At 68.7% G+C, this 21481-nt stretch carries 18 protein-coding genes; 10 read left to right on the forward strand and 8 right to left on the reverse strand.

Going from position 1 to position 21481, the window contains the following annotated elements; translation table 11 throughout:
- The first annotated feature begins 33 nt into the window (after positions 1-33).
- Positions 34-1344: an outer membrane protein assembly factor BamB family protein gene (locus ABD191_RS13450; protein WP_344081031.1), complete on the forward strand. Its 1311-nt coding sequence runs from the start codon at positions 34-36 to the stop codon at positions 1342-1344.
- 108 nt (positions 1345-1452) lie between these two features.
- Here the strand turns inward: ABD191_RS13450 and ABD191_RS13455 are convergent, their stop codons facing one another.
- Positions 1453-1860 carry a hypothetical protein gene (locus tag ABD191_RS13455; protein ID WP_344081033.1) on the reverse strand — a complete coding sequence of 136 codons (408 nt, stop codon included), beginning with the start codon at positions 1858-1860 and terminating at the stop codon, positions 1453-1455.
- Between the two features lie 95 nt (positions 1861-1955).
- On the opposite strand from ABD191_RS13455, the gene ABD191_RS13460 reads away from it, so the two are divergent.
- A complete protein-coding gene (locus ABD191_RS13460) occupies positions 1956-2378 on the forward strand; it encodes a DUF6941 family protein (RefSeq protein ID WP_344081036.1) in 423 nt (140 codons plus the stop codon).
- On the opposite strand, the gene hisC is transcribed toward ABD191_RS13460, so the two are convergent.
- The 3 genes from hisC to hppD all read right to left on the reverse strand — a co-directional run bounded on the left by hisC (position 2375) and on the right by hppD (position 5722).
- Positions 2375-3436 (reverse strand): histidinol-phosphate transaminase, encoded by a 1062-nt coding sequence (gene hisC / locus ABD191_RS13465; protein ID WP_344081038.1) that lies wholly within the window; start codon positions 3434-3436, stop codon positions 2375-2377. The two genes, ABD191_RS13460 and hisC, sit on opposite strands and share 4 nt — an antisense overlap.
- Positions 3433-4422, reverse strand: a complete 990-nt coding sequence (locus tag ABD191_RS13470; protein WP_344081040.1) for an RDD family protein — start codon at positions 4420-4422, stop codon at positions 3433-3435. Before ABD191_RS13470 ends, hisC begins: the two co-directional genes overlap by 4 nt.
- Before the next feature lie 127 nt (positions 4423-4549).
- On the reverse strand, positions 4550-5722 hold the full coding sequence (hppD, locus tag ABD191_RS13475) for a 4-hydroxyphenylpyruvate dioxygenase (protein ID WP_344081042.1): 1173 nt from the start codon (positions 5720-5722) through the stop codon (positions 4550-4552).
- A gap of 184 nt (positions 5723-5906) precedes the next feature.
- Between hppD and ABD191_RS13480 the strand changes: the two genes are divergently transcribed.
- From ABD191_RS13480 to ABD191_RS13495, 4 genes are all read left to right on the forward strand, one after another.
- The gene (locus tag ABD191_RS13480) at positions 5907-6416 is read left to right on the forward strand and encodes a Dps family protein (protein WP_344081045.1); all 510 of its coding nucleotides are present in this window, start codon (positions 5907-5909) and stop codon (positions 6414-6416) included.
- A 63-nt stretch (positions 6417-6479) separates the two neighbouring features.
- Positions 6480-7001 carry an Lrp/AsnC family transcriptional regulator gene (locus ABD191_RS13485; protein ID WP_344081047.1) on the forward strand — a complete coding sequence of 174 codons (522 nt, stop codon included), beginning with the start codon at positions 6480-6482 and terminating at the stop codon, positions 6999-7001.
- A 43-nt stretch (positions 7002-7044) separates the two neighbouring features.
- Positions 7045-8487 carry a hypothetical protein gene (locus ABD191_RS13490; RefSeq protein ID WP_344081049.1) on the forward strand — a complete coding sequence of 481 codons (1443 nt, stop codon included), beginning with the start codon at positions 7045-7047 and terminating at the stop codon, positions 8485-8487.
- A gap of 26 nt (positions 8488-8513) precedes the next feature.
- The gene (locus ABD191_RS13495) at positions 8514-10169 is read left to right on the forward strand and encodes a fumarate hydratase (protein WP_344081052.1); all 1656 of its coding nucleotides are present in this window, start codon (positions 8514-8516) and stop codon (positions 10167-10169) included.
- Between the two features lie 28 nt (positions 10170-10197).
- Here the strand turns inward: ABD191_RS13495 and ABD191_RS13500 are convergent, their stop codons facing one another.
- Positions 10198-10788, reverse strand: coding sequence for a hypothetical protein (locus ABD191_RS13500; protein WP_344081055.1), 591 nt, complete (start codon positions 10786-10788; stop codon positions 10198-10200).
- A 369-nt stretch (positions 10789-11157) separates the two neighbouring features.
- Here ABD191_RS13500 and ABD191_RS13505 point away from each other — a divergent pair, with 369 nt between their 5' ends.
- The gene (locus ABD191_RS13505; protein ID WP_344081057.1) at positions 11158-14076 is read left to right on the forward strand and encodes a cellulose binding domain-containing protein; all 2919 of its coding nucleotides are present in this window, start codon (positions 11158-11160) and stop codon (positions 14074-14076) included.
- 209 nt (positions 14077-14285) lie between these two features.
- Here the strand turns inward: ABD191_RS13505 and ABD191_RS29250 are convergent, their stop codons facing one another.
- A complete protein-coding gene (locus ABD191_RS29250; protein WP_425560714.1) occupies positions 14286-14798 on the reverse strand; it encodes a hypothetical protein in 513 nt (170 codons plus the stop codon).
- Positions 14799-15081: 283 nt separating this feature from the next.
- Here ABD191_RS29250 and ABD191_RS13515 point away from each other — a divergent pair, with 283 nt between their 5' ends.
- From ABD191_RS13515 to ABD191_RS13525, 3 genes are all read left to right on the forward strand, one after another.
- On the forward strand, positions 15082-15588 hold the full coding sequence (locus tag ABD191_RS13515) for a hypothetical protein (protein ID WP_344081060.1): 507 nt from the start codon (positions 15082-15084) through the stop codon (positions 15586-15588).
- Positions 15588-17210: a P-loop NTPase family protein gene (locus ABD191_RS13520; RefSeq protein ID WP_344081063.1), complete on the forward strand. Its 1623-nt coding sequence runs from the start codon at positions 15588-15590 to the stop codon at positions 17208-17210. The genes ABD191_RS13515 and ABD191_RS13520 overlap by 1 nt, the downstream gene beginning before the upstream one ends.
- 281 nt (positions 17211-17491) lie before the next feature.
- On the forward strand, positions 17492-18874 hold the full coding sequence (locus ABD191_RS13525) for a class II fumarate hydratase (RefSeq protein ID WP_344081066.1): 1383 nt from the start codon (positions 17492-17494) through the stop codon (positions 18872-18874).
- 2 nt (positions 18875-18876) lie between these two features.
- Here ABD191_RS13525 and ABD191_RS13530 read toward each other — a convergent pair whose 3' ends face one another.
- Both ABD191_RS13530 and groL read right to left on the reverse strand, forming a co-directional pair.
- Positions 18877-19503 (reverse strand): class I SAM-dependent methyltransferase, encoded by a 627-nt coding sequence (locus ABD191_RS13530; RefSeq protein ID WP_344081068.1) that lies wholly within the window; start codon positions 19501-19503, stop codon positions 18877-18879.
- A gap of 136 nt (positions 19504-19639) precedes the next feature.
- A complete protein-coding gene (gene groL, locus ABD191_RS13535) occupies positions 19640-21259 on the reverse strand; it encodes a chaperonin GroEL (protein WP_344081070.1) in 1620 nt (539 codons plus the stop codon).
- Between the last annotated feature and the right edge of the window lie 222 nt (positions 21260-21481).

Consider the following 21481-nt stretch of genomic DNA (forward strand, 5'->3'; position numbering starts at 1 on the left):
CTCGGGGTGTTTCGGCCGGTTACAGTGCCTTGCGTGGGTGGGGTGATCAGCAGACCGGTCGGCCGCTGGGTGGCCGCGGCCGTGGTCGTCGCGGTCCTCGGGGCCCTCGCTCTGCTCGGGTACCGGGTCCTCGCGCCGCGTGACCTGCTCACCGCCCCCACCACGGACTTCCCGGCCGCGTCACCGAAGCCCGACCACCGGCCCTTCGGCTCCCACCGGGTCATGCCCCTCGTCGTCGACGGCCTGCGGGTGCACGCCGAGAAGCGCCGCGTGTGGGCGGAGGGCCCGGTCGGCGAGCGCCAGGAGACCGTGCCGTACTGGGCGCTGCGCCGCTGGCCCGCCCAGGTCGTCGGCGTGGCACAGGCCGGCGACGATCCGACCGCGTTGATCATCAGTCAATGGTCGGACGGCAAGCTGATCGCCATCGACCTGCACAAGGGCACTGTCGTCTGGCGCGGCGACGCCCCGGTCGGCCGGGACGCCTACGACGGCCGCCGCACCGGCGCCGACACGGTCTACGACCCGCCAGCCCTGCTCGTCGCCACGGCGGGTGACGGTCGGGCGGCGGTCGTGGTGAGCGCCCCGGGGGCGATCCACGCCTACGACGCCCGCACCGGCGGCCGGCTGTACGCCACGGACGTCGCCGCCGGCTGCCGGCCGGAGGTCTGGTCGAGCGCCGGCCTGCTCGCCGTCCCGCCCTGCGGCACCGACCGCGAGCTGCGGTTCCTCGACCCGCGCACCGGCCAGGTCGTCAGCACCTGGGCGGCCCCGGCCGCCCCGGCGCCCGCCGCGTGCGTCCTCGGCCGGACGGAGTGCGCCCTCGTCGTCGCCGGTCCGGACGTCCGTGCGCCGCGACCCGACGGCACCCTGCGCACCGTCGCCGTCGGCCTGGCCACGGCCGTGACCAAGGCCGACGCGCCGGGCGCGCAGCGGGCCGGCGACCTGATCGTCACCTCGGCGGCCGGCGTGATCACGGCCGCGTCCCTCGACACCGGCGAGCCGCGCTGGTCGGTCCCCGGCGCCGGCACCCTCGTCGCCGCCAACGCGGCCGGCGTCTACACGGTCACGGACGGCCGGGCGGTCGTCCGCCTCGACCCGGCCACGGGCGCGCGCACCGGGGTCGGCTGCGCCACCGGCAAGTACGACAAGGAATGGTCCGTCGGCCGGGCTTACGCCACCGACGACGGCGCCTTCCTGGCCGTCGAGCGCGTCACGGGCAAGCCCGCCACGGGCGGCGACAACGAGTACTACTGGAGCCTGCGCCCCGTCGTGCTCGCCCAGTTCTACCCCCCGAACGCGGTACCGCAGTGGGAACCGCGCTTCGGCTACTGCCCGACGCCGTAGGCCACCCCGTTATCCACAGCTTGCGCTGAACGCCACGTCCATCGCCGGCCTTCACTAGGCTTGGCGCCGCACGTCTCGTTGCCGATCGTGACGGTGGACATGAAGGAACTATGGGTCGCGCGGCTCTTCATCAGCGAACGTACGGTCCACAAGATCGTTCAACGTCATCACATCGGTGAACACGAAGTTCGGCACGCGGTGGTATGCGTAGCTGGTCTTGCGTACGTCTGGGACGAGGACCCCGACCGTGGACTGCGCGCCATCGTCAAGACCGCGGTCCGGGGCCGACCGGTCCTCATCGTTCTCTATCCCCGCGCCGATCCCTTGGGCGACAGTTACAACCTCGGCAGCGCGTACTTCGTTGATCAGTAGCCATGGCGAGCAGGTGAGGTCAGAATGAATGGCGTGGACGGTGACGACTTCTTCGAGGACGACGAGCCGCTGATCAAGGTCCAGGAAGCGTTCGAGCGCGGCGAGAAGCGGGTGACGATCCCCCCCGCGATCAACAATGGGCATACGCAGTACTTTGTGCGGCCTCTCGTAGGGCTGGCGCCTCGGGTTCAGGAAAGCCTCTCGGACAGCCGGGTCGCCGGCACCCGAGCACAGCACTGATGGCATCTCCCGTATCGGCCCAGGTCATCCTGTGTGATGCCGCCGTGGCCGACCCGTCGGGCAAGGTTCACATGCTCGGAGCTGGCTGGTCGATCACCGGCACGCCGACGAGTCCGCAGGCCGTCGCGATCCTCTTGAAGGTCCCGTGGGACCGGGCGAATATCCCGCTGCCGTTGACGGTCCAGCTCTATTCGGAGGACGGCCAGCCGGTGCTCGTCGCTACGACGGACGGCGAGAAGGTCCCGGTCAAGGGCGGCGGCAGGATAGAAGTGGGTCGTCCCGCAGGCATCGCCCCAGGCAGCATGCTTGACGCCGCCTGGGTCCTGAACGTCGGCCCGTTGCCGCTCCAGCCCGGCCGGTACGAGTGGCGCCTCACCTTCGCGGAGCTGGATCTGCCGGCTCCGTTCACGGTCAGGTCCTAAGCCAGCGCCGAGCGGGCCGCGGCGAGGAACGTGTCGTTCTCCTCCGGGGTGCCGATCGTGACCCGGACGCCCTCCGGGTGGAAGGCGCGCACGATCACGCCGGCCTCCGCGCACGCCCGCGCGAACGCGGCCGTCTGCTCGCCGAGCGGCAGCCACACGAAGTTCGCCTGGCTCGGCGGCACGGCGACGCCGTCCGGCAGCAGCTTGCCGAGCGCCTCGGCGACGCGGGCCCGCTCGGCGACGACCAGCGCCACACGGCGGCGCATCTCGTCGTCGGCGGCCAGGGCGGCCAGGCCCGCGGCCTGCGCGACACCCGACGAGGAGAAGGGCGTGGTGACCTTGCGGACGGCCGCCGCCACCTCCGGCGCCGCGACCAGGTAGCCCAACCGCAGCCCGGCCAGCCCCCACGCCTTGGAGAACGTCCGCAGGACCGCGATGTTGGGCCGGTCGCCGTAGGTGGTCACCCCGTCCGGCACCGCCGGGTCGTCCACGAACTCCCGGTACGCCTCGTCGAGCACGACGAGCACGTCCGGCCCGACCTTGTCGAGGAAGCCGTCCAGCTGCTCGCGCGTCAGCGCGGTGCCGGTCGGGTTGTTGGGATTGCACACGAAGATCAATCGGGTACGGGCGGACACGGCGGCCGCCATCGCGTCCAGGTCGTGCCCGTGACCGGCGTCGTTGGGCACCGGCACGGCGCGCGCCCCGGCGCCCGCCGTGATGATCGGGTACGCCTCGAACGAGCGCCACGCGAACATGACCTCGTCGCCTTCCTGGCAGGTGGCCTTCACCAGGTGCTCGGTCAGGGCGACCGACCCGCACCCGGTGGCGACCCGGTCGGCGTCGACGCCCAGGCGCGCGGCGATCGCCTCGCGCAGTGCCACAACACCCATGTCGGGGTACCGGTGGCTGCCGGCGATCGCCTCCGCGACCGCCTCGACGACGCCGGGCAGCGGACCGTACGGCACCTCGTTGGAGGCCAGCTTGATCGCGCCGGGCACGATGGCCCCCGGCACGTACGCGGGTAGCGCGCTCAGGTCGGTACGCGTGAGTCGGCTCATGCCTGTCCTCCCTCGGCGGGTTTGGCGGTGCGGTCGCTCACGACGACGGTGAGCGCGCCCTTGTCGTGGATGGCCTGCCGCAACGGCCGGTCGATCGCCACGAAGAGATTGTCGAAGAACTGGATGAAGAACCCGACGCAGCACACCCACAGGAGCGTGGGCAGCGCCATCACCGACCAGCGCCGCCAGGAGCGGTAGAAGCCCATCGGCTGGGCGCTCTCCATCCGCATGACGCGCAACCGCATGACCCGCTTGCCGAATGTCTGCCCGGTGGCCGCCACGGTCGGCACCTCGTACGCGAACCACACGGCGATGCCCACCAGGATGATGATGAACTGCAGCGTGCTCGCCCGGGACGACTGAAGGGTCGACGTGTCGACGACCTGCCCGGCCAGGCTGGCCCGCATCGCGGCCGACAGGGGCGGCCAGATCTCGGCGATGTAGAGGTAGACGAAGTACCCGTTCGCGATCACGTTGAGGCCGAGCACGGCCGCGATGTCGATGAGCCGGGCGACCAGGCGCGCGCCGGGGCTGGCCAGCGGCAGCCCGTGCATGCGCGGCGGCGGCATCCGCAGCGACCGGGGAAAGGGGAACGGGTACCCCTCCGGCCAGCCGGGCGGCGGCGTGAGGACGGCCGTGCCGCGTCGGGCGCCCCACGGCGACTCGCCGGCGGTGCCCGCGGGCGGCGGGGTGCCGGGTGGCGGGCGGGCGGGCGCGGGCGGGGCACCCCGCGACGCTGGTGCGGACGGGCTGCCCGGCGGGGCGGGCGCAGACACGTTGCCCCGCGTGGTCGGCGCCGCCGAGGTCGGGTCGGCGGCCGGTGTGGCCGGCTCGGGGGGCGGCGGGGGCGCCGGCACGGGCGGCGGGCCGGGCGGGGGCGTCGCGTCGGCGGGCAGCGGGTCACCCAGCCAGCCCTCGCCGTCCCAGTAGCGCTGGGTCGTCGGGTCGGCCGGATCCTTGTACCACCCCGGCGAAACGTTGGTCACCCGGCAACCCTAACCAAGGTCGTCATCCCGGCGGTAACTCCACCACCACCGTGCCCGCGAAGTGGTCGTGCGGGCACCGCCGGTACGTTTTGTCCGACCGTGGCCGCACCCGGTCAGGGACGCCGCGTCAGAGGTTGCCGCGGCGCTCCTGTTCGCGCTCGATGGCCTCGAACAGCGCCTTGAAGTTGCCCTTACCGAATCCGAGCGAGCCGTGCCGCTCGATCAGCTCGAAGAAGAACGTCGGCCGGTCCTGCTGCGGCTTGGTGAAGATCTGCAGCAGGTACCCGTCCTCGTCGCGGTCGACGAGGATGTGCCGCGACCGCAGCTCCTCGATCGGCGCCCGCACCGTGCCGATGCGCGCGCGCAGCTCGGGGTCGTCGTAGTACGAGGCGGGCGTGGACAGGAACGACACGCCCGCGGCCCGCATGGCGTCCACGGTGGCGATGATGTCGTTGGTCGCGAGGGCGACGTGCTGCACGCCCGGGCCGCCGTAGAACTCCAGGAACTCGTCGATCTGCGACCGGCGCGGCCCGGTGGCCGGCTCGTTGAGCGGGAACTTCACCTTCCGGGTGCCGTTCGCCACGACCTTCGACATCAGCGCCGAGTACTCGGTGGCGATGTCGTCGCCGACGAACTCGGCCATGTTCGTGAAGCCCATGACGCGGCGGTAGAACTCCACCCACTCGTCCATGTGGCCCAGTTCGACGTTGCCGACCACGTGGTCGACGGCCTGGAAGAAGCGCTTGGGCTGCAGGCCGGCGGCGATGGCGGGGCCGCGATCCACGATCGGGGCCCGGGTCACGAACCCGGGCAGGAACGGTCCCCGGTAGCCCGACCGGTCGATCAGCGTGTGCCGGGTGTCCCCGTAGGTGGCCAGCGCCGCGACGCGGACCGTGCCGTGCTCGTCGGCCAGGTCGTGTGGCGCCTGCAGGCCGGTCGCTCCGGCCCGCAGGGCGTACGCGTACGCGGTGTCGACGTCAGGGACGTCCAGGGCGATGTCGCTGACCCCGTCGCCATGCCGTGCGTGCCGGCGCGCGGCCGCCGAACCAGCACGCACGGCGCCGGTGAGCACGAACCGCGCCGCACCGGCTGTGAGTACGTATTCGCAGGTCTCCTGGGAACCCGTCTCCGGGCCCCGGTAGGCGACGCAGGTCATGCCGAACGCGGTGCTGTAGTAGTGCGCGGCCTGGGCTGCGTTGCCCACCGTGAAGCGCAGGTGGTCGATGCCGGCGACCGGGAACGGGTCCGGCCGGTGCGCGGCTGCGGGTCGGGGGCGGGCGACGTCTGTGACCTGAGTCATGCCCTGAGCATGGTCACCCGGCCGCATCGTGGACAACAGGCCGGCTCCGGACTGGTCATCCTGCACAGAATGAGCACATCTGAGGCCAGATCGCCGGACAATATGCGCAGAGTTGCGCGTTTGCGGTTTCTGGCCGGCCGTGACGGGCACGCTGGTCTGAAGAGCAACAGCAAGGAGGAGCGTCATGCCCACGCGGAAGACAGGCGCCGGCACCAAGAACGAGCTGACCGGCCTGGTCAAGGTCGACGTCAACGCCGTCGGCACGATGTTGCAGGAGACCCTGGTCGAGCTGACCGATCTGCACCTGCGCGGCAAGCAGGCGCACTGGAACCTGGCCGGGCCCACGTTCAAGCCGCTGCACGAGCAGCTTGACGAGGTGGTGGACGGCATTCGCGCGGCCGCCGACGAGGTGGCGGAGCGCGCCGTCGCCATCGGGTACGCCGTGGACGGCCGCCCCGCGACGGTCGGCAAGAGCACGCCGCTGGCGGAGTTCCCGGCCGGCCAGATCACCGTGAACGAGTGCGTCGAGCTGATGACCATGGCCCTTGAGGAGACCTGCAACCACGTCCGGCAGCGGATCGGCAAGCTGGACGAGCTCGACCCGGTCAGCCAGGACACCCTCATCGGCGTCCTCGCCGAGCTGGAGAAGTTCCATTGGATGTTCGCGGTCCAGCGGGTTGGAGCCGAGGCGTAAGAATGCTCGCGTGAGGGAGCGTCAGCGAGCGGACCATCAGCGCAGGGTTGGCTCACGCCGGCGATGGAGTGCGGCGGAGGTGCCGGCGTGAGTGTCGATCTACTCGATGCGCGGCTCATCGCGCTGTTCGCCGAGGAGCCGCGCATCGGCGTGCTGGAGGCCTCCCGCCGGCTGCGGGTGGCGCGCGGCACCGTGCAGGCCCGCCTCGACAAGCTCGTCGAGCGCGGCGTCATCAAGGGCTTCGGGCCGGACGTGGAGCCGGCCGCGTTGGGCTTCGGCGTCACCGCGTTCGTCACCCTGGAGATAAGCCAGCGGTACGGGCATGACCCGGTGGCCACGCACCTGGCCGCCGTGCCGGAGGTGCTGGAGGCGCACACCATCACCGGCACGGGTGACCTGCTGTGCCGCATCGTCGCCCGGTCCAACGCCGACCTGCAGCGGGTCCTCGACATGGTCGTCGGGTACGAGGGGATCCGGCGGGCCGCGACGATCATCGCGCTCGCCGAGCAGATTCCGTACCGGACGCTGCCACTGGTACACGCTGCCGCCCAAAGCGCCGCTAAAGGGATCGACACGGGCAAATAACGCCTGACGGCCGGGTGGTGCGCGCGCCCGCTAGCGTGGGCGCGTGGCGAGGGGGAGGGCGGCCCGCGTCGGCGCCAGGGTGTCCTTCCTCATGGTGCTCATTCTCAGTGCCGTCATCGTCTTCGCCATCCGCCCCGACTGGAACCCCTTCCCCCTGTGGTGGGCCAACTTCCAGCAGGGCCTCAAGGAGAACCGGCCCATCGCCGACCCGCCGACGACCTGGGTGCAGCGCACCGGCGACCCGGCCGACATCGCCGGCGTCATCTCCGACGGCGACCCGTACGCCCGGTCGGTGTTCGGCAGCGCCGTCATCGTCACCACCCGTGGCCATGTCGAGGCCCGCGCCCTGAACGACGGGCGCCAGCTCTGGATCGTCGAGGCGTCGTGGGCGCGGCCCGCCGGCGACATCGTGGTGGCCGGCCGGCCCGGCAGCAACAAGGGCTTCAACGTCTACGGGCCGTACTCGGCCACGCCCCTGTGGTCGGACGACTCCGCGAACGCGGTGTGGGCGTACACGGACAAGATTGTCGATCTGACCTGCGCCGACGACGTGCAGTGCGTGGTGCGCGGCCGCAACCACGACGGGCGCCAGCTCTGGGCGGTCACCATCCCCGGCGGCAAGCCGCGCCCGTCCGGCCCCAACCCGACCAGCACGGGCCTGCGGCCGGTGTCCGACTGGTTCGACGACGCCCGCAAGGGGGCGCCCGGCCCGGCGCCGGGCGTGCTGGGCGTGCCGACCGGCGGCACCATGCACCTCGTCGACCTGATCGGCGGGGTCAACCTGCGCGACGTGACGCCTCCGGACAAGGACACCCGCATGGTGGTGGCCGCCTCCCGCGTCGTGTATGCGCAGGCGGAGCCGGTCGACGACTCGTGCCGTTACCGGGTATGGGTCGTCGACGCCGACACCGGGCGCGAGGTGTGGCGCGACGAGGGACTCGACCTGAACACCGCCAGCCGGCCCGGCTGTGAGCAGCGCCGCGACCCGCTCGGCGGGCATGTGCTGCTCAACGGCACGGGCGGGGACAACCGGCCCGAACTGAACACCCTGGCGTACGCGACCAACCGCACCGTCTGGGTCGGCGCGCTCGGCCAGAAGGTGCTCGACACGGACGGCGAGCTGGCCGTCGTGCTCAACGCCGACCAGAACGCGGTCGACCTCATCGACCTGTCGGCGGGCAACGCGGTGGTCACCACCGTGAAGGTCGCCAACACCCCGGACGTGGCGATCACCCCGGGGTTCGTGATCCTGCACGACCACCGGCACGTCACCGTGCTCAGCCGCGCCGGGTCCGTGCTGCGCTCGTTCACCACGGACGCGAAGATCATCGGGTACGGGTACACCGGGCTGGTTCTGGCCCAGGGTCGGGTGATCGGCTACATCGACCTGCCGGTGCCCGCCGACGACGCGGTGATCGTGCCGCCGGACCAGGGCCCGCCGCCGAGCGTCGCCCAGCCCACATCCCCGGTGGGCAACCGTAAGTAGATCAACTAGGTGGGTACGCTGCGCCCATGCCGGAATTCGACTTCTCGCCCCTGCTGCCGCTCGGCCCGGACACCACGGAGTACCGGCTGCTCACCACCGACGGCGTCGACGTGGTCGACGGCCCCGGCGGGCGGCGGTTCCTCACGGTCGAGCCCACCGTGCTGCGCGCGCTGACGTCCGAGGCCATGCACGACATCGCGCACTACCTGCGCCCCGCGCACCTCACCCAGCTGCGGTCGATCATCGACGACCCGGCGGCGTCCCCGAACGACCGGTTCGTGGCCACCGACCTGCTGCGCAACGCCAACATCGCGGCCGGCGGCATCCTGCCGATGTGCCAGGACACCGGCACCGCGATCGTGATGGGCAAGCGCGGGCGGCACGTGCTGACGGACGGCGCCGACGAGCAGGCGATCGCCGGGGGCGTCTTCGACGCGTACACGAAGTTGAACCTGCGCTACTCGCAGCTCGCCCCGCTGACCATGTGGGAGGAGCGCAACACGGGCTCCAACCTGCCGGCCCAGATCGAGCTCTACGCCGAGGACCCGGCCGGGCACCCGGACGAGTACAAGTTCCTGTTCATGGCCAAGGGCGGCGGCTCGGCCAACAAGAGCTACCTGTACCAGGAGACGAAGGCGCTGCTGAACCCCACGCGGATGATGCAGTTCCTGGAGGAGAAGCTGCGCCTCATCGGCACGTCGGCATGCCCGCCGTACCACCTGGCCATCGTCATCGGCGGCACGTCGGCGGAGTTCGCGCTCAAGACCGCCAAGTACGCCTCCGCGAAGTACCTCGACGCGCTGCCCACGTCCGGGTCGATGTCGGCGCACGGCTTCCGCGACGTCGAGCTGGAGGCCGAGGTGCTGGAGCTGACCCGGCAGTTCGGCATCGGCGCCCAGTTCGGCGGCCGCTACTTCTGCCACGACGTACGCGTGGTGCGCCTGCCCCGGCACGGCGCCTCCTGCCCGGTCGCCATCGCGGTGTCCTGCTCCGCCGACCGGCAGGCGCTTGGGAAGATCACGCCGTCGGGCGTGTTCCTGGAGAAGCTGGAGACCGACCCGGCCCGCTTCCTGCCGGAGGTCCGCGAGGACCAGCTGGCGGAGGACGTCGTCAAGGTCGACCTCAACCGCCCGATGGCCGAGATCCGCGCCGAGCTGTCCCGTTACCCGGTGAAGACCCGCCTGTCGCTGTCCGGACCGCTGGTCGTGGCCCGCGACATCGCCCACGCGAAGATCGCCGAGCGGCTGGCGGCCGGGGACCCCATGCCCGCCTACCTGCGCGACCACCCCGTGTACTACGCCGGCCCGGCGAAGACCCCGGACGGTTACGCCTCCGGCTCGTTCGGCCCCACGACGGCCGGCCGCATGGACTCCTATGTGGACAGCTTTCAGGCGGCGGGTGGATCGCTGGTCATGCTGGCCAAGGGCAACCGCTCGACGGCGGTCACGAAGGCCTGCCACGAGCACGGCGGCTTCTACCTGGGCTCGATCGGCGGCCCCGCCGCCCGCCTGGCCCAGGACTGCATCACCAGCGTCGAGGTCCTCGAATACCCCGAGCTGGGCATGGAGGCCGTCTGGAAGATCGAGGTGAAGGACTTCCCGGCCTTCATCGTGGTCGACGACAAGGGCAACGACTTCTACGCCGAAACCACCAAGCCGGTGCTCACCCTGGGCCGCCGCTGACGTCCTGCCGCTGACGTCCCGGCGCTGGCTACGGCGCGGCCCAGACGGTCGCCTCGACCTCGGGCCTGTCGTCGTTCTCGCCGAGGACCCTGATGTAGACGATGCGTCCGGTCTTGGTGGTGCGCAGGCAGAACCGGACGCCCACGTCGACCCGGATGTTGTTCACGGCGTTGCGGTCGAGCACGTCCGCGCAGTCGGCGGCGGTCGGTTGCCCGGTCTTCGTCCACTTCGCGATGTTGTCGCCCGGCGAGCTGAGCACGTTGCCGGCGTCGTAGATGTCGAGGGCCCCGCCGCCCTTCGTGTTCGGCGGCGAGACGTCGAAGTCGACGCCGCTGTTGCCGATCGACAGGGTGTCGTGCCAGAGGGCCGTGGCGACGTCGACCGCGGCGGCGGTCGTGCGTGGCGCCCGCGTCTGGGTGGTGTCCTGGTCCGGCTGAGCAGCCGACTGCCCGGGCGGGGCGCTCTGGCTGGCGGGGTCGTCCTTCGCGATCTGGTAGACGAGCGCGCACGCGCCGACGACGGCGGTGAGCAGCGTCGCGGCGGCGGTCATGACGCCCGACAGCGAGGTCCAGAACGAGCCACCGTTTCCTTTGCCCGGCTCCGTCGGCGGCTCACTCATGTGGTCTCCCCGTCATCACGCGATCATCACCGCCGGGCATTGTGCCACCTTGATCCTTCGATGGGAGCGGCAGGCGGGTCGGTGTGATCCCGCTTCCACGGGGCGTCGAACCGGTTCGATGGGTGCGTGGGTGCATAACGGGACAACCGGGCTGGGACTTCTTCGTCGAGGCATGCAACTATTGACATCGGTCACGCCGGGTGTGAGTCTCGGCGCGGGGCCGGTAAGGGAGCAAGGGCAGCTCCCCGACACAGAACACTCAGTCATGCATGCGCGTGGCTCGATGACGCTCGTCCCGGGCCCGCCCCCGCCATGCATGTGGTCACCCACCCGCGCCCCTCGAACGGCGCTCGTCAAAGGACCGCGTACATGCGAAGTAGAAAGAACCTGCGGCGACACGTCGCGCTCGCCTCCGCGCTCATCGCGGGCGCCGCCACGGTCGCGGTGGCGGTCACCTCCGCCGTCACCACGGCGTCGGCCGCCGCCTCCGACTCGTACTCCTGGAAGAACGTCCGGATCGACGGCGGTGGCTTCGTCCCGGGCATCGTCTTCAACCAGACCGAGCCGAACCTCATCTACGCCCGCACCGACATCGGCGGCCTCTACCGCTGGAACGAGTCGGGGCAGAGCTGGGTGCCGCTGCTCGACTGGGTCGGCTACGACAAGTGGGGGTGGAACGGCGTCGCCAGCGTCGCCACCGACCCCGTGCAGACCAACAAGGTGTACGCCGCGGTCGGCATGTACACCAACGACTGGGACCCCAACAACGGCGCGATCCTGCGCTCGTCCGACAAGGGCACGACCTGGCAGGCCACCGAGCTGCCGTTCAAGCTGGGCGGCAACATGCCCGGTCGCGGCATGGGCGAGCGCCTCGCGATCGACCCGAACCGCAACAGCACCCTGTACTTCGGCGCGCCGAGCGGCAACGGCCTGTGGCGCTCCACCGACTCGGGCGTCACCTGGGCCAAGGTGACCGCGTTCCCGAACGCCGGCAACTACGTGGCCGTCCCCGGCGACTCGTACCAGGGCGACAACCAGGGCGTCGTGTGGGTCACCTTCGACCCGTCGACCGGCACCGCCGGCAACACCACGCAGACCATCTACGTCGGCGTCGCGGACAAGAACAACACCGTGTACCGCTCGACGAACGGCGGCAGCACGTGGTCGGCCGTGCCCGGCGCCCCCACCGGCTACATCGCCCACAAGGGCGTGCTCGACCACGTCAACCACTACCTCTACCTCGCCACGAGCGACACCGGCGGCCCGTACGACGGCGGCCACGGCGAGGTATGGCGGCTCAACACCGCCACGGGCGTGTGGACCGAGATCAGCCCGGTGCCAGACACGAGCAGCGACCAGTACTTCGGCTACAGCGGCCTGACGATCGACCGCCAGCACCCGGGCACCATCATGGTCTCCACCCAGATCTCCTGGTGGCCCGACATGATCACCTGGCGGAGCACGGACAGCGGCGCCACGTGGACGAAGATCTGGGACTGGACGTCGTACCCGAACCGCAGCTTCCGCTACACGATGGACATCTCGTCCGTACCGTGGCTGAGCCTCGGCGCGAACCCGTCCCCGCCGGAGGTCACCCCGAAGCTCGGCTGGATGAACGAGTCGATGGAGATCGACCCGTTCAACTCCGACCGCATGATGTACGGCACCGGCGCCACGATCTACGGCACCACGAACCTCACCAACTGGGACTCGAACACGCCGTTCACCATCAAGCCCATGGTCAAGGGCCTGGAGGAGACCGCCGTGCTCGACCTGATCAGCCCGCCGACCGGGACGTCGAACCTGATCTCGGGTCTCGGCGACATCGGCGGCTTCCGGCACACCAACCTCGACGCGGTGCCGGCGATGATGTTCCAGCAGCCGTACTTCACGTCGACGACCAGCCTCGACTACGCCGAGCTGAACCCGTCGTACATGGTCCGGGCGGGCAGCTTCACCGACTCCGACCGGCCCAACGACAGCCACGTGGCGTTCTCCACCGACGGCGGCGCCAACTGGTTCCAGGGTCAGGAGCCCGGCGGCGTCAACAGCGGCGGTACGGTCGCGGCGGCCGCCGACGGCAGCCGGTTCGTCTGGTCGCCCGGCGACGCGGGCCAGCAGGTCATCTACTCGGTCGGCTTCGGCCAGTCGTGGCAGGCGTCCACCGGCGTACCGGCGAACTCCGTCATCGAGTCCGACCGGGTGAACCCGCAGAAGTTCTACGCGTTCAGCGCCGGCAAGTTCTACGTCTCCACCAACGGCGGCCAGTCGTTCACCCAGACGGCGGCCACCGGCCTGCCCACCACCGGCAACGTGAAGTTCAAGGCGCTGCCCGGCGTCGAGGGCGACATCTGGCTCGCCGGCGGCGACGCCACGAGCACCACCGGCCTGTGGCGCTCCACCAACTCGGGTGCCTCGTTCACGCGGGTGTCGGCCGCCACGGCCGGCGTCAACGTGGGCTTCGGCAAGGCGGCCCCCGGCCAGACGTACCCGGCGGTCTTCGCCTACGCGACGATCGACGGCGTCCAGGGCGTGTTCCGCTCGGACAACATCGGCCAGACCTGGGTACGCATCAACGACGACGCCCACCAGTACGGCAACGCCGCCGAGGCGCTGACCGGCGACCCGCGCATCTACGGCCGGGTCTACCTGGGCACCAACGGCCGGGGCATCCTCTACGCCGACCGCCTGGGCGGCACGACCCAGCCGCCGCCGTCGAGCTCGGTCGTGACGTCGCGTCCGCCGACCAGTTCGGTGGTCACGTCGCGTCCGCCGACGAGTTCGGTCGTGACCTCGCGTCCGCCGACGAGTGCGGTCGTTACGTCGCGTCCCCCGACGAGTTCGGTGGTGACGTCGCGTCCGCCGACGAGTGCGGTCGTTACGTCGCGTCCCCCGACGAGTTCGGTGGTGACGTCGCGGCCGCCGACCAGTTCGGTCGTGACGTCGCGGCCGCCGACGAGTGCGGTGGTCACGACCGGTGGCACGGGCAACTGTGTCGCCACGTACACGGTCACGAACTCGTGGCAGGGCGGCTTCCAGGGCGACGTCACCGTCAAGAACAACAGGTCCACGGCCAGCACCTCATGGTCCGTGACCTGGACGTTCGCCAACGGCCAGACGGTCACCCAGCTGTGGGGTGGCAAGTACACCCAGACCGGATCCGCCGTGACCGTGACCAACGAGGCCTGGAACGGCTCGTTGGCGGCGGGTGCCAGCACCACGTTCGGCTTCCTGGCGAACTGGACCGGCACCAACACCGCACCCACCCCCACCTGCACCGTCAGCTGACCCCCCGCCCCACGACAGTGGGCCCGGCGCACCTGCGCCGGGCCCACTGCCCGCTCCGTGCGTCCCGCGCGAGCGCGGAGCGCGCGTGCTCCCGCGCGCGCGTGCTCCCGCGCTCCGCGTGCTCCGCGTGCTCTCCCGCGTCGCAGAGTGACCTTAGGTACGGAATTGCCGGCCGGATTCGGTACGCGAGTGCTCTTGGCGCGAGGTGGTCAGCGGCGGTGGCGGCGCATGGCGTCGACACGGCCGGCGAACTCGCGGGCGCGCAGGATGGGCACGCCACGCCACGGTGACATGCCGGTGAGGTCGGTGTCCTCGGACACGACGAGCAGCGCGCCGACCTCGACGGCGAGGTCGAGCACCAGGTTGTTCTCGTGATCCGGGCAGTCGTGCACCGTCCGGGGTGGAGTGAGGAACCCGCCGCCTGACGCGTCTGCCATCTCGAGGAGGATCTCCCGATAGTCGGCGGCCTCTTCCTTCGGTGTGCCGACCACTGCCATGAGGACACGCGTCGTGTTGTCGAGGATGTGTGGCGACAACCAGAGCGCGAACTCCGCCGCGTCGTTGATGATGCCGAGACAGTCGGCGAACGGATTGCCGGACGTGGGCGGCGGGGACGGCCAGGACAGGTACGGGCTGCCCGGTCGGCGGCTTGGGTGAAGGGTGGGTGCCTGGGCGGCGAGCAGGTCGTCTGCCTCGCGTAGGTAGCGGTAGAAGGTGCCCAACTTTGACGCCGATTCAGGCGGCCAGTCGGTAGTAGGTGTCGCCGTGACGCAGCCACGCTAAGGCGAGGAGGGCTTGGTTGCCGGGATCAACCGCCGTCATCGCAGTCTGATCCAAGCGCGGTGGTGGCGGATCAGCTCTCTGCCGGGCAGATGGGCAGCCCAGCGAGTACCCCAAGATCATTTCCGGTTTCCTTCGGGTGGTATCACAGTCTGGAAGGAGCCGATACCGGATGCCCATGCCTTATGGCAAGATGTCTGCCTGCCCGATGTAACGGAGACATCGATGCCCATTGCCAGTGCGTTGGACTTGGTGAATCTAAACGTCTCTACGCTTAAGAAGTCTCAGATCTCTGCTCTGCCGACCTCTGGCCGGAACCCTTTCCCGCTTTCAATTATCGTGCGTCAGGTAGTCTCTGATCGCTTGGCCCTAGCTGGCGAAAAGCTGCGAGCGGGGGACGGGTTGGTGCGGAACCTTGAGTTCCGTTCTGCGATAAGTCGACACTATTACGCGATGTACCACGGTGCGCGCGCGATCGTCTTTGCCGTGGAGCGGGGTGACGACTATGAGCGTCACAATGAGTTGCCCAGACATTTGCCTGTAACAATGAACGATGTGAGAGCAAGAGAAGTAGAGTTGACCGAGGCGCGCTTGCTGCGAAATCAAGCGGATTACGATTGCTACCCGGTCGGACAGGCCGGTTGGGAGAAGGACGCCAGGGAACTGGCTTCCATTGCCGCAACCTTCTTAGGCGCGTGCGAAGATTTCGCCCTTACGAACGGATATGTCTAATGTCCTCTAATCGCTTTTCCGAAGAGGTCACTCGCATCCTGTCCGATGCGGACGTCGAGGTTCGCCGTATCGATGAGCGAAACTTCCCAGGCGAGAATTGGCTCATCATCCTCGTGCCGGAAGACTCTCTTGCAGTGGCGCAGAGCCTCGCCGGGACAATTGAGCGATCTCTGAATACCGAGAAAGTCGACGAAGCGCCGTATGCCGTGATTTTTCGGCCCGATGTAATTTCCGAAGAGGAACAAGGTGGTAGAAAGGATGGCGGCAGGCTTGCTGGTCGTGACGTAACACAGCTCATCAATCTGCTCGAGGCGCGGTCGCGGACATCGGATGCTTTGCCGAGTCTTAAATATGTTGAAGATCCGCGTGCAAGCCTGGCAGCTGTGGCCGCTTCGCGTCATCAGCTCATCTATGGGCGCCGAGGAGTCGGAAAGACATCTCTTCTTCTAGAGGCGAAGAGGGTCGCTGAAAGAGAGGGGCATGTGACTGTCTGGATCAACACTCATGTTCTGCGTAAGCTTGACGGTGCAGAGGCTTTTGAGTTCGTTGCTCAAGCTGCATTATCGTCTGTTCTTCAGCATGCTGGCACTTCGGAGGCGGCCGCATTCGGTCGAATTGAACAGACTCTCGAAGACCTGCGCGGTAGGCGGCAGAATGAGATGCCTGCCAAGCATGTCAGTATTGCCGAAATCAACAAAGCCTTTCGGACCGTTCTTCGCGGAGGTGTTGTTCGGCTCTATATATTTATGGATGACTTCTACCTGATGCCAATATCGCTTCAGTCCCACCTTCTAGATGACTTGGCAGGCATGCTTCGTGACTGCGATGGCTGGCTAAAGGTGGCGAGTATCGAGCGTCTCACAAGGCCATTTGAGCCGTCCTCGAAAGTAGGTTTAGAGGTTCCGCACGATGCCTCACAAATTGACTTGGATGTCACTCTAGAGGATCCGGCTTCCGCCCAGAGTTTTCTGGAGTCTGTCCTCACCAACTACACTGCTGCGGCGGGAATTAAGCAGCCTGGATCGATCGCGAAGCCGGAGGCGCTCGGTCGGCTGGTGCTTGCCTCCGGCGGAGTTCCTCGAGACTATCTGAATCTTTTTGCTTCCTCGATTGTCGCGGCGCGACAGTCCAGGCCTCAGGCTCAAGAGATCGGCCGAGAGGACGTTGCGAAGGCGGCTGGAACATCAGCTCGTAGCAAGAAGCGCGACTTGGAGCAAGATGTTTCATCGGAGAACTCTAGGAGCCTACTTCAGGCCTTGGAGAAGCTCTCAACGAGTGTTAAGGCATCCGGATACACATATTTTCGCGTGGACATGACGGAAAAGAATGAAATAGGTTATGAGATTCTTGGTCAACTTGCGGACATGCGATTTGTGCATCTTATTCAGGCCGGATTCTCCGATCAGCACAGGGCTGGTACCCGCTACGAAGCATACATTCTTGACCTAAGTGAATACACGGATGTGCGATTGAAGCGCAGCCTCCAAGTCTTGGATCTCGAAGGTGGCAACTGGACAATGCGCCTATCGGGTAAAGCAGGTACGGTTAAGAAGTTGCCTGCTGCCCAACTACGTGACGTTCTTCGCCAGAGTCCGCTAGTCCAAATGTCGCATCTACTTTGATGCCAAGAGTGAAGACTTCCAACCTGCCGGGGCAGGTCAAGCCCAGGCAGACGGGCCGGTGTCTACATAAAGCCTGTCCCAACCTCGTGAGCACTGGTCTTTGACGTGTTGTCGCACGGCGATGGCCTGCAGTATCTGGGTGGTGTAGCTCGGGTTTCACAGGACTTGGAGAAGGTGTCCTATATGGAGCGATGCCACGCCGAGGACACCGAACCCGGTCGCCCCACGGCACAGGTGGAAAGGCTCAGTGATACCAAGGCCGAGCGTGGCAGGATTGGGGCGTGGACGTACGCATCGAGCGGGACACGATGGGCGAGGTGGCCGTGCCGGCGGACGCGCTGTGGCGGGCACAGACGCAGCGGGCCGTGGAGAACTTCCCGGTCTCCGGCCGGGGCCTGGAGCCGGCCCACATCCACGCCCTGGCTCTGATCAAGTCGGCGGCCGCGGCCGTCAACGTCGAGCTGGGCGTCCTCGACATCGACCTCGGCGTCGCGATCGCGGCGGCGGCCGACGAGGTGGCCACCGGGGCGCACGACGACCAGTTCCCGATCGACACGTTCCAGACCGGGTCGGGAACCTCCTCGAACATGAACGCCAACGAGGTCATCGCCACGCTCGCGCAGAAGCGGGTCGCGAGGAGCGTGCACCCCAACGACCACGTGAACGCCTCGCAGTCGTCCAACGACGTGTTCCCGTCGTCGATCCACCTGGCCGCGACCGGGGCGGTCAGCAACGACCTCATCCCGGCCCTGGGCCACCTCGCGCAGACGCTCGGCGACAAGGCCGAACAGTGGCGCGACATCGTCAAGGCGGGCCGCACCCACCTCATGGACGCCACGCCGATCACCCTCGGCCAGGAGTTCTCCGGGTACGCCGCGCAGGTCGCCTACGGCGTCGAGCGGCTCACCGCGACGCTGCCCCGGCTGGGGGAGCTGCCGCTGGGCGGCACGGCCGTGGGCACCGGCATCAACACGCCGCCCGGGTTCGCCGCGAAGGTGATCGAGCGCCTGGCCGACCGCACCGGGTTGCCGCTGTCGGAGGCGCGCAACCACTTCGAGGCGCAGGGCGCCCGGGACTCCCTCGTGGAGGTGAGCGGTCAGCTGCGTACGATCGCGGTGGGCCTTTACAAGATCGCGAATGACATTCGCTGGCTGGGTTCGGGCCCGCGCACCGGGCTGCGGGAACTCAACATTCCCGATCTGCAGCCCGGGTCCAGCATCATGCCCGGCAAGGTCAACCCGGTGGTGTGCGAGTCCGTGCGGCAGGTGTGCGCGCAGGTCATCGGCAACGACGCGGCGGTCGCGTTCGCCGGCTCGCAGGGCGACTTCGAGCTCAACGTGATGCTCCCGGTGATGGCCCGCAACCTGCTCGAATCGGTGCGCCTGCTGGCCGCCTCCGCCCGCCTGCTCGCCGACCGCTGCGTCGCCGGGCTCGAGCCCAACACCGAAATCCTCCTGGAGTACGCGGAAAGCTCCCCGTCGATCGTCACGCCGCTCAACCGGCACCTCGGCTACGACGAGGCGGCGGCCATCGCCAAGCAGGCGCTCAAAGAGAACAAGACCATCCGGGCGGTCGTCGAGGAGCGCGGCCACGTCGCCAGCGGACGGATCACCGCCGAGCAGTTGGCCGAGGCGCTCGACGTGCTGCGGATGACCCGCCCGTAGGCTCAGTTGCCGGCGGTCACCAGCGGCTTGCGCATGCGCATGAGCCACGTGGTCGTGGGTACGCGGGTGATGTCGTTGACGATCTCGCCCTCGATGTCGCCGAACGACTCCTTGGCGAGCGCGACGAAGCCCTCCGGGTGGCGCACGTGCTCGCCCCGGTCGTTCGCCGACATCCACTTGGCGATCGGGTTCTGCTTCGGCTCGAACGTCGGGTCGATCGACATGACCTCGCCCGTGGGGGCGAGCGCGCGGGCCGAGAGGTCCAGCAGGTGCCGGCACTGCTCGTCGGTGAGGTGGTGCAGCAGTCCCATGAGGATGACCTTGTCGACCGGCGGCAGGTCGGGCAGGTGCTCCTCGGTGAAGATCTCGCACCGGAACTCGCCCCGCGCGCCGAACTGCTTGCGGGCGTGGTCGATGTAGCGCTCCGAGGTGTCGAAGCCGTAGTACTTCACGTTGGGCAGCCGGTCGAAGTAGTACGCCGGGCCGCAGCCGACGTCGAGGATGACGTCGCCGTCCTTCAGGTCGAGCCGCTCAAGGGCCAGGTAGCGCACCCGATGGGCGCCGACGGCCTTCTGCAGGCCGACATACAGGGGAACGCTGCCGAGCAGGCTTTTCACACGCGAAAGCACGGGGCACTTTAACACTTCGAAGGAGCGTCGATGTTTCGTCCGGAGTACGCGAGCCGGCCACCCGGTAGGTATCCGGACATAGCGGAAGGGCGGGCCGCACATGCGGCCCGCCCTTCCCAACGGCGTTGCGCTGGACTCAGAAGTCCATCTCGCCGCCGCCGGGGGCGGCCGGCGCGGCGGCCTTCTCCGGCTTGTCCGCCACCACGGCCTCCGTGGTGAGGAACAGGGCGGCGATCGACGCGGCGTTCTGCAGCGCCGAGCGGGTCACCTTGGCCGGGTCGATGATGCCGGCCTTGAGCAGGTCGACGTACTCGCCCGAGGCGGCGTCCAGGCCGTGGCCGGCCTCCAGGTTGCGCACCTTGTCGACGACGACGCCACCCTCGAGGCCGGCGTTGACGGCGATCTGACGCAGCGGGGCGTCGAGCGCGACCTTGACGATCTGCACACCGGTGGCCTCGTCGCCCACCAGGTCGATCTTGTCGAACGCGGTCTTGCCGGCCTGCACGAGCGCCACGCCACCGCCGGGCACGATGCCCTCCTCGACGGCCGCCTTCGCGTTGCGGACGGCGTCCTCGATGCGGTGCTTGCGCTCCTTGAGCTCGACCTCGGTGGCCGCGCCGACCTTGATGACCGCAACACCGCCGGCGAGCTTCGCCAGGCGCTCCTGCAGCTTCTCGCGGTCGTAGTCGGAGTCCGACTTCTCGATCTCGGCGCGGATCTGGTTGACGCGACCCTGGATCTGGTCGGCGTCACCGGCACCGTCGACGATGGTCGTCTCGTCCTTGGTGATGACCACCTTGCGGGCGCGGCCCAGCAGGTCCAGCCCGACGCTGTCGAGCTTGAGGCCGACCTCCTCGCTGACGACCTGGCCACCGGTCAGGACCGCGATGTCCTGCAGCATGGCCTTGCGGCGGTCGCCGAAGCCGGGCGCCTTGACGGCGACCGACTTGAAGGTGCCGCGGATCTTGTTGACGACGAGGGTCGACAGCGCCTCACCCTCGACGTCCTCGGCGATGATCAGCAGCGGCTTGCCCGACTGCATGACCTTCTCCAGGATCGGCAGCAGGTCCTTCACGGAGCCGACCTTGCTGTTCACGATGAGGATGTAGGGGTCCTCCAGGACCGCCTCCATGCGCTCGGCGTCAGTCACGAAGTACGCCGAGATGTAGCCCTTGTCGAAGCGCATGCCCTCGGTGAGCTCAAGCTCGAGGCCGAAGGTGTTGCTCTCCTCGACGGTGATGACGCCTTCCTTGCCGACCTTGTCCATCGCCTCGGCGATGATCTCGCCGACGGTGGTGTCGCCGGCCGAGATGGAGGCCGTGGAAGCGATCTGCTCCTTGGTCTCGACGTCCTTGGCGAGCTTGGCGAGCTCCTCCGCGACGGACGCCACGGCGGCCTCGATGCCCCGCTTGAGGGCCATCGGGTTCGCGCCGGCCGCGACGTTGCGCAGGCCCTCGCGGACCAGCGCCTGGGCCAGGACGGTCGCCGTCGTCGTGCCGTCACCGGCCACGTCGTCGGTCTTCTTCGCGACCTCCTTGACCAGCTCAGCGCCGATCTTCTCGTACGGGTCCTCGAGCTCGATCTCCTTGGCGATGCTCACACCATCGTTGGTGATGGTGGGGGCACCCCACTTCTTCTCGAGCACGACGTTGCGGCCCTTGGGGCCCAGCGTCACCTTGACGGCGTCGGCGAGGACGTTCATGCCCCGCTCGAGACCGCGGCGCGCTTCCTCGTCGAACGCGATAATCTTGGCCATTCGGCGTTGTCCTCCTGGACAGTCTGTCGCGACGGCGTGAGCCGCCTGACCTTTACGCACCTTCGAAAGCGGCCGATGGTGCCGACCGCTCCGTAGGTCGGGCCGGATAAGCCCGCGACGACCGGCTCCGCGCGCCAGCCCGAACCGCCGTCACCGGCGCCCGGTCTGGCCCGTGGCGCCCCACCGCCCCGACCAGAGACCCCTCGGCACGGGCCGGGAGGT

This window comes from Luedemannella helvata, assembly GCF_039528415.1.
Classification (GTDB): domain Bacteria; phylum Actinomycetota; class Actinomycetes; order Mycobacteriales; family Micromonosporaceae; genus Luedemannella; species Luedemannella helvata.

Bases quoted from the DNA above. Each gene is read 5' to 3' on its own strand.
- ABD191_RS13455 (WP_344081033.1), bottom strand. From the start codon at position 1,860: ATGCCCATTGTTGATCGCGGGGGGGATCGTCACCCGCTTCTCGCCGCG.
- ABD191_RS13460 (WP_344081036.1), top strand. From the start codon at position 1,956: ATGGCATCTCCCGTATCGGCCCAGGTCATCCTGTGTGATGCCGCCGTG.
- hisC (WP_344081038.1), bottom strand. From the start codon at position 3,436: ATGAGCCGACTCACGCGTACCGACCTGAGCGCGCTACCCGCGTACGTG.
- hppD (WP_344081042.1), bottom strand. From the start codon at position 5,722: ATGACTCAGGTCACAGACGTCGCCCGCCCCCGACCCGCAGCCGCGCAC.
- ABD191_RS13480 (WP_344081045.1), top strand. From the start codon at position 5,907: ATGCCCACGCGGAAGACAGGCGCCGGCACCAAGAACGAGCTGACCGGC.
- ABD191_RS13485 (WP_344081047.1), top strand. From the start codon at position 6,480: ATGGAGTGCGGCGGAGGTGCCGGCGTGAGTGTCGATCTACTCGATGCG.
- ABD191_RS13495 (WP_344081052.1), top strand. From the start codon at position 8,514: ATGCCGGAATTCGACTTCTCGCCCCTGCTGCCGCTCGGCCCGGACACC.
- ABD191_RS13500 (WP_344081055.1), bottom strand. From the start codon at position 10,788: ATGAGTGAGCCGCCGACGGAGCCGGGCAAAGGAAACGGTGGCTCGTTC.
- ABD191_RS13505 (WP_344081057.1), top strand. From the start codon at position 11,158: ATGCGAAGTAGAAAGAACCTGCGGCGACACGTCGCGCTCGCCTCCGCG.
- ABD191_RS13515 (WP_344081060.1), top strand. From the start codon at position 15,082: ATGCCCATTGCCAGTGCGTTGGACTTGGTGAATCTAAACGTCTCTACG.
- ABD191_RS13520 (WP_344081063.1), top strand. From the start codon at position 15,588: ATGTCCTCTAATCGCTTTTCCGAAGAGGTCACTCGCATCCTGTCCGAT.
- groL (WP_344081070.1), bottom strand. From the start codon at position 21,259: ATGGCCAAGATTATCGCGTTCGACGAGGAAGCGCGCCGCGGTCTCGAG.